At 67.3% G+C, this 16,846-nt stretch carries 15 protein-coding genes; 11 read left to right on the top strand and 4 right to left on the bottom strand.

The window, feature by feature from the left end; translation table 11 throughout:
- Window positions 1-194 precede the first annotated feature (194 nt).
- Both ACUWEX_RS11640 and ACUWEX_RS11635 read left to right on the top strand, forming a co-directional pair.
- A complete protein-coding gene (locus ACUWEX_RS11640; protein ID WP_079728462.1) occupies window positions 195-1,643 on the top strand; it encodes a glycosyltransferase family 2 protein in 1,449 nt (482 codons plus the stop codon).
- Window positions 1,640-2,023, top strand: coding sequence for a hypothetical protein (locus tag ACUWEX_RS11635; RefSeq protein ID WP_445996362.1), 384 nt, complete (start codon window positions 1,640-1,642; stop codon window positions 2,021-2,023). Before ACUWEX_RS11640 ends, ACUWEX_RS11635 begins: the two co-directional genes overlap by 4 nt.
- Window positions 2,024-2,422: 399 nt before the next feature.
- On the opposite strand, the gene ACUWEX_RS11630 is transcribed toward ACUWEX_RS11635, so the two are convergent.
- Together ACUWEX_RS11630 and ACUWEX_RS11625 are read right to left on the bottom strand one after the other, a co-directional pair.
- Window positions 2,423-3,469 carry a response regulator transcription factor gene (locus tag ACUWEX_RS11630; RefSeq protein ID WP_079728112.1) on the bottom strand — a complete coding sequence of 349 codons (1,047 nt, stop codon included), beginning with the start codon at window positions 3,467-3,469 and terminating at the stop codon, window positions 2,423-2,425.
- A 94-nt stretch (window positions 3,470-3,563) separates the two neighbouring features.
- A complete protein-coding gene (locus tag ACUWEX_RS11625; RefSeq protein WP_445996361.1) occupies window positions 3,564-4,571 on the bottom strand; it encodes a glycoside hydrolase family 6 protein in 1,008 nt (335 codons plus the stop codon).
- Between the two features lie 151 nt (window positions 4,572-4,722).
- Here ACUWEX_RS11625 and ACUWEX_RS11620 point away from each other — a divergent pair, with 151 nt between their 5' ends.
- The 6 genes from ACUWEX_RS11620 to ACUWEX_RS11595 all read left to right on the top strand — a co-directional run bounded on the left by ACUWEX_RS11620 (window position 4,723) and on the right by ACUWEX_RS11595 (window position 10,554).
- Window positions 4,723-5,421, top strand: coding sequence for an SGNH/GDSL hydrolase family protein (locus tag ACUWEX_RS11620; protein WP_234991136.1), 699 nt, complete (start codon window positions 4,723-4,725; stop codon window positions 5,419-5,421).
- A gap of 4 nt (window positions 5,422-5,425) precedes the next feature.
- Window positions 5,426-6,907: a malate:quinone oxidoreductase gene (locus ACUWEX_RS11615; RefSeq protein WP_445996360.1), complete on the top strand. Its 1,482-nt coding sequence runs from the start codon at window positions 5,426-5,428 to the stop codon at window positions 6,905-6,907.
- Between the two features lie 185 nt (window positions 6,908-7,092).
- Complete coding sequence (locus ACUWEX_RS11610; RefSeq protein ID WP_445996359.1) at window positions 7,093-8,220, top strand: LPXTG cell wall anchor domain-containing protein; 1,128 nt, start codon at window positions 7,093-7,095, stop codon at window positions 8,218-8,220.
- 122 nt (window positions 8,221-8,342) lie between these two features.
- Window positions 8,343-8,996 (top strand): thymidine kinase, encoded by a 654-nt coding sequence (locus tag ACUWEX_RS11605; RefSeq protein ID WP_445996358.1) that lies wholly within the window; start codon window positions 8,343-8,345, stop codon window positions 8,994-8,996.
- On the top strand, window positions 8,993-9,202 hold the full coding sequence (locus ACUWEX_RS11600; RefSeq protein ID WP_079728118.1) for a hypothetical protein: 210 nt from the start codon (window positions 8,993-8,995) through the stop codon (window positions 9,200-9,202). Before ACUWEX_RS11605 ends, ACUWEX_RS11600 begins: the two co-directional genes overlap by 4 nt.
- A gap of 272 nt (window positions 9,203-9,474) precedes the next feature.
- Window positions 9,475-10,554, top strand: a complete 1,080-nt coding sequence (locus tag ACUWEX_RS11595; protein ID WP_445996357.1) for a hypothetical protein — start codon at window positions 9,475-9,477, stop codon at window positions 10,552-10,554.
- Window positions 10,555-10,695: 141 nt separating this feature from the next.
- Here ACUWEX_RS11595 and ACUWEX_RS11590 read toward each other — a convergent pair whose 3' ends face one another.
- Both ACUWEX_RS11590 and ACUWEX_RS11585 read right to left on the bottom strand, forming a co-directional pair.
- Entirely contained in the window at window positions 10,696-11,748 is a 1,053-nt protein-coding gene (locus ACUWEX_RS11590; RefSeq protein ID WP_079728121.1) for an ABC transporter ATP-binding protein, read from the bottom strand.
- Window positions 11,745-12,779: an ABC transporter ATP-binding protein gene (locus ACUWEX_RS11585; RefSeq protein ID WP_445996356.1), complete on the bottom strand. Its 1,035-nt coding sequence runs from the start codon at window positions 12,777-12,779 to the stop codon at window positions 11,745-11,747. Before ACUWEX_RS11585 ends, ACUWEX_RS11590 begins: the two co-directional genes overlap by 4 nt.
- A 177-nt stretch (window positions 12,780-12,956) precedes the next feature.
- Here ACUWEX_RS11585 and ACUWEX_RS11580 point away from each other — a divergent pair, with 177 nt between their 5' ends.
- From ACUWEX_RS11580 to ACUWEX_RS11570, 3 genes are all read left to right on the top strand, one after another.
- Window positions 12,957-14,165 (top strand): dipeptidase, encoded by a 1,209-nt coding sequence (locus ACUWEX_RS11580; protein ID WP_077055161.1) that lies wholly within the window; start codon window positions 12,957-12,959, stop codon window positions 14,163-14,165.
- Entirely contained in the window at window positions 14,166-15,782 is a 1,617-nt protein-coding gene (locus ACUWEX_RS11575) for an ABC transporter substrate-binding protein (protein ID WP_445996355.1), read from the top strand.
- Window positions 15,783-15,880: 98 nt separating this feature from the next.
- Window positions 15,881-16,843, top strand: a complete 963-nt coding sequence (locus tag ACUWEX_RS11570; protein ID WP_077055163.1) for an ABC transporter permease — start codon at window positions 15,881-15,883, stop codon at window positions 16,841-16,843.
- The last annotated feature ends 3 nt before the right edge of the window (window positions 16,844-16,846 follow it).

The following is a 16,846-nucleotide window of genomic DNA, read 5'->3' as shown; positions in this document are numbered from 1 at the left end:
GCGATCCTAGCCGATCCTCGCGCAAACCCTGTGGTGGGCCGTGGAGACTCTAAACAGCACCCCGAAGTGCCACGGAAACACCAGCACGAACCCCAGACTTCAGCTCGACCCGCTCAGCATCTATCCGAACCCTCAAACGAATGGAGTAGGCAATGTCCAATCCGACACCCGAGAAAGCATTGCCGGAACCCATCATGGCAACGAACGAGAACCCCTACGTCTCTTCCCGCGTCGAGATCGACCCTGACCTCGAGGCCTACGCCGCCGACTTCATGGAGTCGGTCGAAGCGCTGCCCACCTACAAGCCGACCATCGGCTGCATCATCCCGGCCTACAACGAGGCCGAGTCCATCGCATCGGTGCTGGATTCGCTGCTGAACCAGACGCGCATCCCCGACGTCATCCACGTGATCGTCAACAACACGACCGACGACACCGTCGAGATCGCCAGCCACTACGCCGGCCCGCACACCCGCGGCCAGGGCGAGGGCAAGCAGAGCACCGAGATCTACGTGCACGACATCGGCGAGAACAAGGACAAGAAGGTCGGCGCCCTGAACTACGGCTTCTCGCTCGTCGAGGGCTGCGACTACCTGCTCGGTGTCGACGGCGACACCACGGCCGAGCCCATCGCCGTCGAGCAGCTCGAAGCCGAGATCGCCTCGGACAGCCGCATCGGTGGCATCTCGGCGATCTACTCGATCGACGACAGCGACATGAAGGGCGTCATCCCCTCGTTCCTCATCGCCGGCCAGCGCGCCCAGTTCGCCGCCTTCAACATGCAGAACATGCTGAAGGGCCGCAACATGGCCGTGCTCGGCGGCCAGTTCTCCATCTTCGCCGTCAAGACGCTGCGCGAGGTGATGGTCGAGAACCACCAGGCCACCCCGTGGGTGAAGGACTCCGAGGTCGAGGATTCGCTCCTCTCGCTGCAGATCAAGAGCGCCGGCTACCTGACCAAGATCAGCGCCCAGTCCCGCGCCAACGTCGGCGGCATGACCACCCTGCGCGGCCTCGACGCCCAGCAGGTGAAGTGGAACTTCGGCGCCATCGAGCTCATGTGGCCCGGCCAGCGCGGCGACACCAAGGGCCAGCCGTTCCACCCCAACCTGCGCCTGCGCTGGTTCGAGCACTTCTCCATGCTGATCAACATGTTCAGCCGCCTGCTCTTCGTCACGCTGCTCGTCGCATCGCTCTCGATCAGCGCCTTCGTCTTCAGCCCGATCTGGCTCATCCCGCCGATCACGGCCACGCTGCTCAACCTGCGCGTGGCGCTGTCGATGAAGAACCGCAACGCCAAGGACATCCTGTTCGCCGCGCTGTACATCCCGGCCGAGATCTACATGATCGTGCGCCTCGGACACTTCGTCCGCGCCTGGACCAAGTTCGCCAGCCGCAAGCAGGTCGACAACTGGGCCGCCCAGGCCAAGGCCGAGCGCGGTGCCGGACAGGCCTACCTCGTGCCCCTCGTCGTGGCCGTCGCCATCTTCGCGGTACTGGTTTTCACCTGGTTCCAGCTCTCGGTGGTCGTGCAGTCCACCGTGCTGTGGATCGGCTGGCCTATCCTGGGCGTCATCACCGTGCTGCAGACCCTCAGCATGTTCACCAAATTGATCCGTCGTCAGCGAGGCTACAAAGTTTGATCCAGACCAGATACATCGAACACCACCGCTACTCGCGGCTCCTCGACCACCTGTCGGGGGACGCCGCGAGTCAGCGGCGCTTCGTCCTCGACTTCGTGAGCCTGTGGACACCGCGCACCGAACGCCTGCAACAGGCCCTCACCACCAACAATCTGCAAGACGCGGATGTCGTGCTCCTCTCCATCCGCTCCTCCTCCACGATGATCGGCGCGATGATGCTCGAGGCCGCCGCGGGGCTCATCCACTCGGCCGTCAAACGCCGCGACGTGGCCGGAGCTGAGAAGCACGTGGCCCGCCTGCACGAACTGGGCGGCCTGACCTGTGCCGAGCTGATCTGGATGCTCGAGCATCCCGAGCCCGCCGGCACAAGCGCTTCCTGAGCTTCTCTCGCTCCTGGACGGCTCCCCGGCCGTCGCCCGCACCACCGCAAGCCCGCACCACCGCAAGACGCAAGACCGCAACACCCGCCGCGGATGCTCCCAGCCACCGCCGCGGATCTCCCCCTCGCCGTTCTTCCCCGCTTTTCCCCGTTCGCCCCCGCGACTCCGCCAGATTCGCCGCAGCTCCCGCCGAGCGCTCCTCGTCGTACCCGCCGGGCATCTCTGTCGTACCCGTCGAGCATCTCTGTCGTACCCGTCGAGCATCTCTGTCGTACCCGTCGAGCATCCCCGTCGTGCCCGCCGAGTATCCCCGTCGTACCCGCCGCATCCCTCCTCGCCCCGCCGGGCACACAAAAGCCCCGCCAGGAGCGGGGCTTCATGGTGTGTATCGTCGGAGCGTCAGGCCTCGACCGCGGCCAGGCGATAGCCGACACCGCGCACGGTCTCGATCCAGCGCGGCGAGGTGATGCTGTCGCCCAATTTGCGCCGCAGGTTGCCCATGTGCACTTCGACGACGCGTTTGTCGGCTTCATTGATGTAATAGGCGGTGACGTAGCTCTCGCCGCGCAGCAGCAGCGCCAGGTCGGCCTTCGAGCGCACGCGTCGATTCGATTCCATGAGCGCGTGGATCAGGTCGAATTCGCTGCGCGTGAGGTCCACTTCTTTTTTGTCGAGCTCGACGATGCGCATCTCGGGGTGCAGGCGCAGCCCGTTGTGGGTCAGCCATCCCTCGGTCTGGGTGTGGGCGGCGGATGCGGGGGCGGCATCGGCATCGGTCGACCCGGGTGCGGCGGGCGCATCGTCGAGATGCGCTGCGGCGGAGCCACCGGCAGGGCTGGCCGCCGATTCGACCGGGGTGGGCGCATCGGGCGTCGCCGAAGCCGGTGCCGACGCGGCGGGCGCGGCGGGGGAGTAGGTGACGGGTGCCGGGGCAGCGGGCGTGTGGGTGGTCTGCTCGGGCGGGGCGCTCACGGGCGTGATGACGCCGGGTGCCGCGGGGGCGCTCGATTCCGAGCCGAAGGGTTGCACGGCCACGGCGTCGGCGCTGCCGAGGGGAGACCCCGCAGCGCGCGGGCGGCGCAACATGGCCTCGATGCGGGCGCGCAGTTCGCGCGGCCGGAAGGGCTTGGTCAGATAGTCGTCGGCGCCCGCCTCGAGCCCCTGCAGGGTGTCGATCTCCTCGTTCATGGCCGTGAGCATGACGATGTAGGTCGATGAGAAGGCGCGGATGCGGCGGGCGGCCTCGAAGCCGTCGATGCCGGGAAGGCTCACGTCGAGCGTGGTGACGATGGGGTCGTAGGCGCGCACGGCCTGGACGCCGTCCAGCCCGTTGCCGGTCGAAACGGTCTCGAAACCGGCCTGTGTGAGCACGGTCTCCAACAGGTGCCGGATGTCCGGGTCGTCTTCGATTATGACGGCGACGCGCCGTTCCCCCTGAGTCATCATCAGGCCGATGCTACCAATGGAGAAGTGCTAAAACGCATAATTCCTCGGATCAAGTGATAAACGGTATCATTTGCCCCCCGCGCGGGTGACGCGGCTACCACCCGGCGTTGCGCGTGAGTTCGAGTGCCGACGTCGGCCACCAGGCGCCCGCGACCGGTCCACCGTTGCACTGCCCGTCGCTTTCGCCCGGTGCCTTGATCCAGAGGTTGGCGTCGTGGTGGCTGCCGTCCGAGACGATCCCGGGGGTGGCTCCGAGGGCGCGGCCGCTCGGGTTGCACCAGTCGCCGTTCGATCCGTTGCCGTTGCGCGAGGTGTCGATCACGTAGTGGCTGTTGCCCGTGAGCTGCGAGAGCTTCTCGGCGTAGTCGTGTTCGATGTCGTCGGCGTTGTAGTTCGAGACGTTGCTGGCGAAACCGCGCGCTTCGCCGATGCCCGCGTCGGTCAGCAGGCGAGCCATGTCTTCGGCGCTGCGCCACGTCGAGTGCCCGCCGTCGAGGTAGATGGTGGCCTCGGCCTTGTGCAGGATGTCGACGGCCGACCGCACCTCGCCCACGCGCTGCGACTCGTTGTTGCACTGCTGGGCGAGGGCCAGGGCATCCGGTTCGACGATGTAGATGGGGGATTTCTCGGAATCGGCCGAGCTCTCTTGGCCCGCCGTCGCGATCTCGCCGACCCAGCTGTAATAGTCCTGGGTGCTCGACAGGCCGCCCGAGGACTCGTTGCCGCAGTCTCGATTGGGCACGCCGTAGATGACGAAGACGGGGAGGTGGCCCGTGCGGAACGCATCGCCCGTGACCTGGCGCACATAGGTGCCGACCTCGCCGCGCGGGTATTCCTCGGGCGTCAGCCAGATGGCCGTCGGGGTGTCGGCCAGGCGTTGGTAGAGGGCGGCGTTCGCGGCCTGACCCGCTCGTGTCGCGTCCGAGGCCGCGTTGGCCGCAAGCGAGTCGGGGTCTGCGTAGAGGCTCACCTCGGTGAACGGGTTGCGATCGGGCGGCGGCGTGAGGAACACGATGGCGAACACACTCCCAATGGCGAGCAGCGGCGCGAAGATGATCGCCAGCGTCGCCGTGAGGCGTCGGCGTTTCGGGGCAGCGCCCACGGTGTCCTCGCGATTCTTTCGGGGCCTGAAGTGTGGATAACTCTATCCCGCGAAACGGGGCGAATTGAGCGCGATCGTGTCCCCAGTTTGTGCCGCGCGCAATCCGGCATGTCGCCCGCGCCGAACAAGGGATATGACGTCGTCTCCCTCTGTGCGTTCCCGCCTCTCCCGCTGGGGTGCCGTCCTCGCGGGACTCGTCGCCGTGCCGCTCGCGCTCGCCGGCTGTGCACCGGGCGGTGGGGATGCCTCGGGCCCGACATCCACCGTGCCCGCCCCCGACCTGCCGGCCGACGCCCCGGTCGTCGCGTTCTATGGCGACTCCTACACGCTCGGCACGGGCGCCACGGATGCCGCCAACCGCTGGTCGACGGTCATCTGCCGTGAGAACGGCTGGCGCGAGGTGAACCCCAGCGTCAACGGCCTGGGCTTCGTCAACAACCGCACGCCCGATGTCGATCTCGTCGAGCAGGTCATCGACGCCGATCCCGACATCGTGTTCGTGACGATGGGTTTGAACGACAATTTCTCGTATGACAGCCGGGCGGATGACATCCACGCGGCCATCGACCGCGACATCGACGCCTTGCACGGTGCCCTGCCCGACGCGCGCCTCATCGTGGTCGAACCGTTCTGGTACACCGACGACCGTCCCGAATCGCTCGGCGTGATCAGCGGCTGGGTGAAGGATGCCGCGAAAGAGGCCGATGCCGACTACATTCCGGGTGCCTCGCACTGGATCGAAGGCCACCCCGAATGGATGGCGGGAGACGGCCTGCACCCCAACGACGAGGGCTACACCGAGATGGCCGATCGGATGCGTGAAGAGCTCACGAAACTCGGCATAAGCTAGGGGAATGACCGATAAAAAGCCGGTTGACGTCGTCCTCATCGGCGGCGGCATCATGAGTGCCACCCTCGCCGTTCTACTGAAGCAATTGCAGCCCGATTGGACCATCGAGGTCTTCGAGCGACTGGGCGACGTTGCCCTCGAATCATCCAACCCGTGGAACAACGCGGGAACGGGCCACGCGGCCCTGTGCGAGCTCAACTACATGCCCCAGGGCGCCGACGGCGAGGTCGACCCGGGCAAGGCGATCAGCATCAACGAGCAGTTCCAGCTCAGCCGCCAGTTCTGGGCGCACCTCGTGCGAGAGGGGCAGCTGGGCGACCCGTCGTCGTTCATCAACACGGCGCCGCACATGACGTTCGTGCGCGGCGAACGCGATGTCGAATACCTGAAGAAGCGCTACGAGTCGCTGAAGGAACAGCCGCTCTTCGGTGATATCGAATACTCCGAAGACAGCCGCGTCATCAATCAGTGGGCGCCATTGCTCATGAAGAAGCGCCGTGCGGGCGAGCCGTTCGCCGCCACGCGCGTGCACACGGGCACCGACGTCGACTTCGGCGCGCTCACCCACAAGCTCTTTGACGCTGCGGTCGCCGACGGCGGCGTGGGCCTCAACCTCAACTTCGAGGTGCGCGGGCTCAAGAAGCACAAGGACGGCACGTGGGGCATCCGCTTCCGCGACCTGGTCGGCCGCACGCCCGGCACCATCAACGCGCGCTTCGTCTTCGTGGGCGCCGGCGGATGGGCTCTCAAGCTGCTGCAGAAGTCGGGCATCCCCGAGGTCAAGGGTTACGGCGTCTTCCCCATCTCGGGCCAGTTCCTGCGCACCGACAACCCGAAGGTCGTCGCCGAGCACACCGCCAAGGTCTACAGCCAGGCCGCCGTGGGCGCGCCGCCCATGTCGGTGCCGCACCTCGACACGCGCGTGGTCGACGGCGAGGCCAGCCTGCTGTTCGGGCCCTACGCCGGCTTCAGCCCCAAGTTCTTGAAGAACGGCTCGATCACCGACCTCGTCACGCAGGTGCGCCCGCACAACCTGGTGCCCATGCTGGCGGTCGCGAAAGACAATCCGTCGCTCTTGAAGTACCTCATCGGCGAGCTTCTGGCGTCGCGCGCCAAGAAGTTCGACGCGCTGCGCGAGTTCATGCCCACGGCGCGCGAAGAGGATTGGTACCTCATCACGGCCGGCCAGCGCGCCCAGGTCATGAAGAAGGACGCGAAGAAGGGCGGCGTGCTGCAGTTCGGCACCGAGGTCATCGCGGCGGCCGACGGATCGATCGCGGGTCTCCTGGGCGCCTCGCCCGGCGCCTCGACGGCCGTTCCCATCATGTTGGATGTCCTGAAGCGCTGCTTCCCCGACGAGCTCGCCTCGTGGCAGCCCCGCATCCGCGAGATGATCCCCACCTACGGCGAGACGCTCAACGACAACCCCGAGAAGGCCCGCGCCGTCATGGCGTCGACCGCCGAGGCGTTGAAGATCGCCGACTGACGCGCGCATTCCTCCGCGCGACCGAGCGCGGAACTCGAGGCGGTATCCGGTTGAGGCCGGGTGCCGCCTCTTCGTGTCTGCGGCCGGGCGTTTCGATCCCGGGACGCGATCCCGTCGAGCGCTGTCGAACAAGGCGTCCTTCTTGCTAGCATTGATATATCAATGTATCGACGAGAGGGATCTGTATGTCTGTCGGAAACACAAAGAGGGCGACCGCCCTGCAGCTCGGAGCTGTTGGCATCCTGCTGGGGGCGGTGATCACGGCCCCGGCGCTCAGTGCGGCCCTGGCGGCCGAGCCGTCGTCCGTCGAGAAGATCAGCGAGACAGAGGCTCGCTTCGTGCTGCCGGGTGGGGTGACGGCGACGATGTCGCTCGCCGGTGGTTCGCGCACGTTCGACGAGGTCGGCGTGCTCAATCTCGGCAACTCGACGGCGGGCATGTACAGCCCCCAGATCGACCCCGATCAGACACAGTCCGTCAGGGTCGATGTTCCCACGAGCTGCCGCCGGGGACAGACCTGCAACGACGGCCAGATCATCCTGAGCTTCAGCAAGCCCGTCACGGGGTTGTCCGTGCATATCGCCGAATTCGGTGGCGGAAACGGGGCCGACGGCTGGAAGCTGGCGTCGTCGATCCCCGCCGGTGCTGCGATGAGCCCGTCGAGCGGTAACACGTTCCTCGACGATGGCGACGGTTTCCTGAGCGGAATATCGACCGGATGTTCGACGAGCACCGGTGGCTGTGGTTCCCTGGTCATCGCGAGCGACAAGCCCGTTACGGAGCTTCGATTCGACGCGCGCACAACCGGGACGATGATCCTGGGTGGGGGCGGCATCGATGGATACAAGGTCTCGGTGAGTGCTGCGGCCGTGCCGACTCCGACGCCTACTCCGACGCCGACGCCTACGCCTACGCCTACGCCTACGCCTACGCCTACGCCTACGCCGACGCCGACACCGACTCCCACGCCGACACCGACGCCCACTCCGACGCCGAGGCCTACGGCGACTCCGACCCCAACCCCGACGCCTACTCCTACCCCGACTCCTACCCCGACTCCTACCCCGACTCCGACGCCCACGCCCACGCCCACGCCCACGCCCACGCCCACGCCCACGCCCACGCCCACCCCGACCGCAACCTCGACGCCGACTCCGGCGGCCGTGATCGTTCCCGAGAAGCCGAAGCCGACCCCGGCCACGCTTCCGTCGACCGGTGCGGGTGACGTGTCGCTCGTCGCGGGTGGTGCCGCCGTACTCGCGCTCGCCGGCGCGGTCATCGCCGTGACGCGTCGGGTGCGACGCAACCGCTAGAACGACGCACACGATCATCCCGCCGCCCCGCACGGTGGCCGGATGACCACGGAGGCCCGGACGATATCGATCGTCCGGGCCTCCCGTCGTGCGCCGGCCGTGCCGCCGACTAGGCTTTCCGCGTGGCAAAACTCTACTTCCGCTACGGCGCGATGAACTCGGGCAAGTCGACGGCGCTCCTGCAGGCGGCCTACAACTATGAGGAGCGCGGGCACAGCGTGCTGCTCGCGAAGCCCGCCGTCGACACGAAGGGCGACCGCCACATCCAGAGCCGCCTGGGCGTCGCGCGCGAGGTCGACTACGTCATCACGGGTGCCGACGATTCGTACGACCTCTTCCAGCGCCATCGCGCCGAGCGGCTGGCCGCCGACAAGCTAGACGTCAGCTGCCTGCTCGTCGACGAGGCCCAATTTTTGACGGATGCCCAGGTGGACGGGTTGTTGCGCATTGCCCTGCTCGAGGGCATCCCTGTTCTTGCCTATGGCATCCGCACCGACTTTCTGACCGTTGCCTTTCCCGGCAGCCGGCGGTTGCTCGAGGTGGCCCACAGCCTCGAAGAGCTGAAGACCATCTGCCGGTGCGGCCGCAAGGCCATCTTCAACGGGCGGCTCATCGGTGACCGCTTCACGTTCGATGGCGCCCAGGTGGCGATCGACGGCGAAGAGGTCGCCTACGAGTCGCTGTGTGGCGTGTGCTACCTGCAGGAGTCGGGCGGTGTTCTGGGCGCGGGGCGCACGGCCGGCGGCGACCGCGATCGAGACGGCGGCCGCCCGTGAGCGGTGGGGGAGGCCGACCGTTCATCGGCACGATCCTGTGCGGGGTGGCGGCGGTCGTCTTCGCGAGCCTCGCCGCGCTCGCCTTCACGGGCGGCGACGCCGGAACGGGCGTGCTCTACCTCGTGCTCACGGCCCTGTGGGTCGGCATGGCCGCCGTGCTGCAGCGGCGCCGGGGTGGACGTCGCCGGGATGGGCGACGCCGCTAGTTCCGCCCGTGCGCGGCCGTTCTCAACAGGCCGCAGTCGTGCTTCCTGTCCACGGATGCGTGCGACACGCCGATTTTCGGCACGCGATGTGAGTTGTTTGTTTGTGTCCCCCGCGCGGGTGCCCCTCGTCCGAGGGCTGCAACTGCGCCGCACGGGCCGGTGCATGACCCTCCTGAACTGAGGATGCCTCGAGTTGCGGGGTCGCGAGCGGGGCGGGCGTCGAGTCGGATTTGCCATTCTGGAATTCCACTCGTCGACACAAGGGATGCATCATGCAGCTGTCTCATTCGTCCACCCCAGCCGCTCGCCCCGGGCGTTCGCCTCATCGCGTCGCCGGGCTGCTCTCCGCGGCCATCGCCTCCGGTGTGGTGCTCGCCGCCCTGGGTGCGCCCGCCGCCTTCGCCGAGGATACGAAGTCCGTGACGATCAACTCGCCGACCTCGGCCACTCTGGCGCTCCCCTCCGGTGCCACAGCCAACCTCACCTTCTCGGGCTCGCCCGACCGCTACTTCATGAGCGGCGTCACGAACGACCAATTCTCCTACCTCGGCGCGGCCGGCCAGTATGCGCTCGACGGCCCCTTCGATGCGGCGGTCGGCGCCAAGGTGCAGACCGTCACCGATTGCCCCGGTGAGACGACCACGTGCGCGCCCGGGCGCCTCGTCGTCGAGCTGAGCGAGCCGATGACCGACGTCAAGGTGCACCTGTCCGATATCGGCTCACGCGGCCCCATCATCGTCGGACAGCCGACGGCCTTCTTCAGCGACGCCTACCGCCTGGTTTCGTCGCAGCCGGCCGGCGCTACGGTGAAGCCGTCCCCGGGTGCCTCGTTCACCACGGATGCATCCGGTGCGGTGTGGGGCCTGAACAGCCCGTGCACCGAGACACCGGGGGCCGGATGCGGGTCGCTCGTCGTCTCGTCGCCGACCCCCATCACGCGGCTCGAGTTCGAGGTCGCGCTGCGCACCGTGTCGCCCGTCGCGAGCGACAGCAACGACAACACCATCATCTCGGTGTCGGGAACGCCCGTGCCGAAGCCGACCCCCACGCCGACCCCGACGGCGCCGCAGCCGACCACGCCCGCCACCCCTGTGGTGACGCCGACCGCTCCCGCCACCCCGACGGCCGGCCCGACGCCGGTCGCCCCGGTGCCCTCGGCTTCGGCGACCCCGACGATCACCCCCGCGGCCGTCGTCCCCGGTAAGCCGGCGGGCGCCAAGCCCGCGGGCAGCGGCCTGGCGGCAACGGGTGCCGAGGCATCTGTGTTGCCGATCGTCGCCGGTTCGGCGCTCGCGGCCGGTCTCACGTTCGTCGGAATCGCCGCGTTCCGCCGCCGTGCCCACCGCGCATAAGCGGGATCGGGGCATGACCCCGTAACAGAAGGGCGTCGGATGACATCATCCGGCGCCCTTCTCGCGTTCGAGCAGAGTCCCGAAGCCCGAGCCCCGAAGCCCGAAGTTCGGGGCCGCGCCTCAGCACTGAAGCGACGTGGTTCAGCCGGCCGCCGACAGCTCGGCGACGGCGCGCTCGGCGTGGTGGCACGCGACGGTGCGCGCGGCACCCGCCGGGAACTCGCGCCGCAACGGCACGTCGGTGCGGCATTCGTCGGTCGCGAGCCAGCAGCGCGGGTTGAAGCGGCATCCGGTGGGCGGGTTCACGGGCGACGGCGGCTCGCCCTGCAACACGCGTCGGCGGGCCAGGCGGCCCCGGTCGGCGCGGTCGAGCGTGGGCGAGGCCGACAGCAGGGCCTGCGTGTAGGGATGCGAGGGCTGATCGTAGATCGTGGCCGTGTCGCCCTCTTCGGCGATGCGCCCGAGATACATGACGGCCACGCGATCGGCGATGTGGCGCACCACCGACAGGTCGTGCGCGATGAACAGGATCGAGACGCCCAACCGTGTCTGCAGATCGCCCAGCAGGTTGATCACCTGCGCCTGCACCGACACGTCGAGCGCCGACACGGGTTCGTCGCACACCAACACGTCGGGGTCGAGCGCGAGCGCCCGGGCGATGCCGATGCGCTGCCGCTGCCCGCCCGAGAATTGGTGCGGAAAACGGCTCATCATGCTGGGGGCGAGCCCCACGAGTTCGAGCAGCTCGGCCACACGTTCGCGGCGCGAGGCGGCGGTGCCCGTGCGCGTGGCGGCGAGGGGCTCGGCGATCAGATCGGCCACGGTCATGCGCGGGTCGAGCGACGTGTACGGGTCTTGGAAGATCATCTGCACGCCGCGCCGCAGCAGCCGCCGATCGCGCACGCGCCCCGCTGTCACGTCGTCGCCGTGGTAGCGCAGGGTGCCGCCATCCGGTTTCTCGAGGCCCACGAGCATGCGCGCGAGCGTGGACTTGCCGCAGCCCGACTCGCCCACGATGCCGAGCGTCTCGCCGGCCCGCAGCGTCAGGCTCACGCCATCCACCGCCGAGACGTGCCGCGGTTTCAGGCGGCTGCCGCCCGAGAAGGTGCGCACGAGATCGGATGCCTCGAGCACGACCTCGGGCTCGGTGCGCGTCGGTCCGAGCTCGATGAGGGGTGATGAGGTGTCGCTCATGACAGGGCTCCCGTCAGCAATTCGTCGCTCCGGTGGCAGGCGGCCGCACGGCCCGGTGCCACGTCGGCGAGCGGTGGTCTGGTGGTGCGGCACACGTCGACCGCGAAGAGGCAGCGCGTGTGGAACGAGCATCCGGTGGGCACCTGACCGGGGCTCGGCGGCGACCCGGGAATCGTGAGCAACCTTCCGCCGCGCAGGCTCGCCTGCGGCACCGAACGCAGCAGCGCCTCGGTGTAGGGGTGCGCCGGCCGGGCCAGCACGGTGTCGGCGTCGCCGCGTTCGACGACGCGCCCCGCATACATGACGGCCAGGCGGTCGGCGACCTCGGTGACGACGCCCAGGTCGTGCGTGATCAAGAGGATGCCCATGCCGAGCTCGGAGCGCAGCCGGTCGAGCAGGTCGAGGATCTGCGCCTGCACCGTGACGTCGAGGGCCGTGGTCGGCTCGTCGGCGATGAGCAGTTCGGGTTCGAGCGCGATGGCCATGGCGATGAGGATGCGCTGACGCATGCCGCCCGAGAATTGGTGGGGGTAGTCATCCACCCGCTGTTGGGGCGCCGGGATGCCCACGAGCCCGAGCAGTTCGACCGCCGACGCCTTGGCCTGTTTGCGCGTGGCGCCGCGGTGCACGCGGAAGAGCTCGCCGATCTGGTCGCCGATCGACAATACGGGGTTGAGGGCCGAGAGCGCGTCTTGCAGCACGAGGCTCATGCGCTCGCCCCGCAACCGGCGCCGTTGCTCGGGCGTGATGGCGAGTAGGTCGGTGTCGCCGAGAGTCAGCGTGTCGGCACTGACGCGCGTGTGCTCGTCGACGAGGCCCATGATGGCGCGCGCGGTGACCGATTTGCCCGAACCCGATTCGCCGAGCAGGGCCACGACCTCACCGCGGCGGATGTCGAGGCCCACGTCGCGCACGGCCGGAATGTCGTCGGGGCCGCCCGTGAAACTGACGCTCAGCCCGTCGACGCGCAGGACGACGGGTGGGGCGAGCGTCGCCTGAGCCGTTGATGCGTTGTTCTCTGAGATGTCCACAAATTCATAATGTCACGGGAAAAGCGCCGAAATGTTTCAAATTGGTAAACACTGCGCCGGATATCTTCGATTTTGTTGACACCAGCGCCGGTCGTAACCGACAGTGGGGTCTACCACGCCGAGAACAGTCGGTGCACCACGCCGCTTGCGGCATCGCAATCGTTAGGAGAACCACGCGTGCTTGAACCCTCTGAGCGCTACACCGGCTACACCGCCTACGACTACCTCGAAGCCGGCAAGGACTACCGCCACTTCGATTACGCCAAGCAGATCGGGCGTGTGCCCGAATACACCGGCCTCGACCTGTCCGACGCCGAGAAGGAACGCACGACGAAGCTGTTGCGCGAAGAGACCGTCATCTCGCTGCACGACCACGTGCAGGTGTTCCCCGAAGACATGACGCAGCTGCGCGACCACATCCGCCAGGGCCGCGAACCCACGGGCTATGAGGGCCTCTCGCGTTCGGGCATCACGGCCGTCTTCGACAACGGCATGGATGGCACGTGCTGCATCTCGAGCGACGCCGGCTGGAAGTACCAGGACGTGCTCTTCGACCTCGGCGTGCGCATGGCCGACCTCGCCCACCAGGACTTCGTCATCAAGGGCGAGACCATCAAGGACATCGAGTACGCCGCCGCGACGGGCCGCATCGCCCACGTGTTCGCGCTCGAGGCATCCACCATGATCGAGAACGAGGTCGACCGGCTCGACGTGCTCTACGGTTTCGGCGTGCGCCAGATGGGCATCGCCTACTCCGAGGCCAACACGCTCGGCTCGGGCCTGAAGGAACGCGGCGACGGCGGCCTGACCTACTTCGGCGAGCGCGCCGTCGAGCGCATGAACAAGCTCGGCATCGCCATCGACGTGTCCCACTCGGGCGACGTCACGGCCGTCGACGCCATCAAGGCCTCGAAGAAGCCCGTCTTCATCACGCACGCCGGCGCCCGCGCCGTCTGGCCCACCAACCGCATGAAGACCGACGAGACCATCGTCGAATGCGCCAAGCGTGGCGGCGTGATCGGCCTCGAGGCCGCACCCCACACGACGCTGTCGCCGAAGCATCCCCGCCACTCGATCGAGTCGGTCATGGATCACTTCGAGTACTGCGTCGACCTCGTCGGCCTCGAGCACGTGAGCTTCGGGCCCGACACGCTGTTCGGCGACCACGTCGGACTGCACGATGCCTTCAGCTCCAACCTGTCCCTCGGGCAGGCCCACGGCGCTGTCGAATACGAGAAGGTCGCCTATGTCGACGGTCTCGAGAACCCGGCCGAAGAGTTCTTCAACATCATCGGCTGGTTGGTCAAACACGGTTATTCCGATGACGAAATCCGCGCCGTCGTCGGTGGAAACACTCTGCGGGTACTGAAGGAGGTTTGGGTCTAAATGAAAAAAACTACGCGAATCGCCGCGGTGGCCGCCCTGGCTGCATCGGCACTCGCACTCAGCGCGTGCGCCCCGAGCGCTCCGCCCGAAGCCGGCGGGGGAGAGGCGACGGCGTCGAGCGAGACGCTCACCATCGCCACCACCACCGACGTCGTGAACTACAACCCGCTCATCGGCAACAGCCGCAGCGACTACTGGATCACCAACCTGATGTACCCCCACCTGTTGTCGATCGCCGACGACGGTTCGAAGGAAGCCCAGGTGGCGACCAAGTGGGGGTATGTCGACGAGACCACCGGTTATTACGAGATCCGCGACGACCTGTCGTGGTCGGACGGCGAGAAGCTGACGGCCGAGGACGTGGCGTGGACCATGAACGCGGTCAAGCAGGATCAGCCCTCCGGCACGTTCTACGGCCAGCTCGCCAACTTCGAGTCGGCCGAGGCCGTCTCGGACACGCGCGTCGAGATCAAGCTCACCCAGCCCGACTCTTCGATCGTCGAGGAGATCGGCTTCTGGGGCAACGTCGTGCCGCAGCACGTCTTCGAGAAGGCCGACTCGGTCGCGAACTTCCCGAACGACGGCAGCGACGGCGGTTGGGTCTCGGCCGGTCCCTACGTGCTCACCGACGTGCAGGTCGGCCAGAGCTATTCGATGGACCGCGTCGACGACTACCCGCTCATCGAGGGTGGCACCCCGTCATCCGCCAAGGTCGTCTACCGCGTGTTCCCCGACATCAACACCGAGATCCTCGCGTTGCAGTCGGGTGAGGTGGATGTCATCGCCAACGCGCTGCCCCCGGCGCAGGTGAAGACGCTGCAGAACACGCCCGGCATCGAGGTGGAAGAGTCGGTGGGTCTCGGTTATGCCCACATGACCTACAACATGACGAAGCCCGACCTGGCCAAGGTCGAGGTGCGCCAGGCCCTCGCGCACGCCGTGGACTACGACGCGATTCGCAAGGTCGTGCTGCAGGATCAGGCCGTGTCGACGGGTTCGAGCCCGCTCATGCCCGTGCTGGCCGACTACTACGACAAGTCGATCAAGGAGTATAAGTTCGACACCGACCTGTCGCGCGAGCTCATGGAGAAGGCCGGCTACACGGCCGACGGTTCGGGCATGTTCCCCGTGTCGTTCCGCCTGATCTACTCGCTGCAGGACTCGGTGACGAGCCAGTGGGCCACCCTCGTGAAGGATTCGGCCGCGAAGGCCGGCATCACGATCGAGCTGCAGGGCACCGAGCGCAACACCTATCTGGCACAGACGAACGCCGGCGACTTCGACATCTATGCGGGCAACTTCGCCATCATGGACGACCCGGTCACCAACATGACGCTCGCCTACCTGCCCGACGGCGCGATCAACTACAGCTACGTCGACGACCCCGAGCTGAACGAACTCATCACAACCGCATCGGCCACCACCGATAAGGACGAGAAGATCAAGCTCATGCAAGAGGCCGCCGCCATCGTCAACGAGAACGTGTACGACAACATCATGTACACGCAGAACCTCTACTTCGCGCACAGCGACAAGTGGACCGGGTTCGTCTCGAAGCCGAGTGAGCTTCTGTCGATCGTCAACCCGATCAGCGTGGCATCCGCTCACCTGAAGTAACGAGCAGAGCGGCATCCGCCCGAGCCCCCAACCGGGCGGATGCCGCCTCCACGCGTTTTTCCCACGCTCCACCTTCTCTCTGGAAAGGGCCGCGCCTCGTGTCTCTGTGGTCATTCGTCCTCCGCCGCTTCGGCCGAGGAATCCTCACGATCTGGTTCGCCGTGACCGTGACGTTCCTGCTGCTGCGCCTGCTGCCCGGCGACCCCGCGCTCGCCGTGGCCAGCCCGAACATGACCGACGAGGCCCGCGAGGCCCTGCTCACGCAATACGGCCTCAACCAGCCCCTCATCGTGCAATACGGCCTCTACCTCTGGCAGCTCGTGCAGGGCAACCTCGGCGTCTCGTTCACGCAATCGATCCCCGTGCTCGACGTGCTCATGCAGCGCCTGCCCTGGACGCTCCTCCTCACCGGAACGGCCCTCGTCTTCACGGTTCTCGTGGGCGTGCCGCTCGGTGTCCTGGCCGCCGCCCGCCGCGGCACCGGCTGGGACCGCCTCGTGCAGATCGTCGGCGTCACGGGCCAGTCGCTCTTCGTTCCGAGCGTCGGCGTGCTGCTGCTCTTCACGTTCGGGCTCACGCTCGGCTGGTTCCCCATCGGCGGCGCCTACACGAACGGCACCTACGGCGGCGAGTGGTATCTGAGTGTTATTCAGCACCTGGTCTTGCCCGCGACATCCCTCGTCTTGATTCAGCTCGGGTCGTATGTCTTGACCATGCGCTCGACCCTGATCGATGCGCTGGGCGAGGACTACACGACCCTGGCCCACGCCAACGGCATGCCGCCCCGCCGCGTGCTGTGGAAGCACGCCCTGCGCAACGCCCTGCTGCCGACCACGACGCTCATCGGCCTGCAGCTCGGGTTCCTCGTGGGCGGCGCGGTGCTCACCGAGACCGTCTTCGCCTACCCGGGCATCGGCCGCGGCATCTTCGAGGCCGTCACGCAGCTCGACTTCCCCGTCCTCCAGGGAGCGTTCCTCATGTTGGCGCTTACCGTCGTGGTCATCAACATGCTCACCGACCTCGTCTACGGACTCCTCGACCCCCGGGTGAAAACCTCATGAGCG

Source organism: Okibacterium fritillariae, from assembly GCF_052783725.1.
The sequence above is the reverse complement of the archived record's forward strand: the minus strand, read 5'-3'. Positions and strand labels throughout refer to the sequence as shown.

Excerpts from the sequence above, each read along its gene's own strand:
- ACUWEX_RS11640 (WP_079728462.1), top strand. The coding sequence starts at position 195 with ATGGCAACGAACGAGAACCCCTACGTCTCTTCCCGCGTCGAGATCGAC.
- ACUWEX_RS11630 (WP_079728112.1), bottom strand. The coding sequence starts at position 3,469 with ATGATGACTCAGGGGGAACGGCGCGTCGCCGTCATAATCGAAGACGAC.
- ACUWEX_RS11615 (WP_445996360.1), top strand. The coding sequence starts at position 5,426 with ATGACCGATAAAAAGCCGGTTGACGTCGTCCTCATCGGCGGCGGCATC.
- ACUWEX_RS11610 (WP_445996359.1), top strand. The coding sequence starts at position 7,093 with ATGTCTGTCGGAAACACAAAGAGGGCGACCGCCCTGCAGCTCGGAGCT.
- ACUWEX_RS11595 (WP_445996357.1), top strand. The coding sequence starts at position 9,475 with ATGCAGCTGTCTCATTCGTCCACCCCAGCCGCTCGCCCCGGGCGTTCG.
- ACUWEX_RS11590 (WP_079728121.1), bottom strand. The coding sequence starts at position 11,748 with ATGAGCGACACCTCATCACCCCTCATCGAGCTCGGACCGACGCGCACC.
- ACUWEX_RS11575 (WP_445996355.1), top strand. The coding sequence starts at position 14,166 with ATGAAAAAAACTACGCGAATCGCCGCGGTGGCCGCCCTGGCTGCATCG.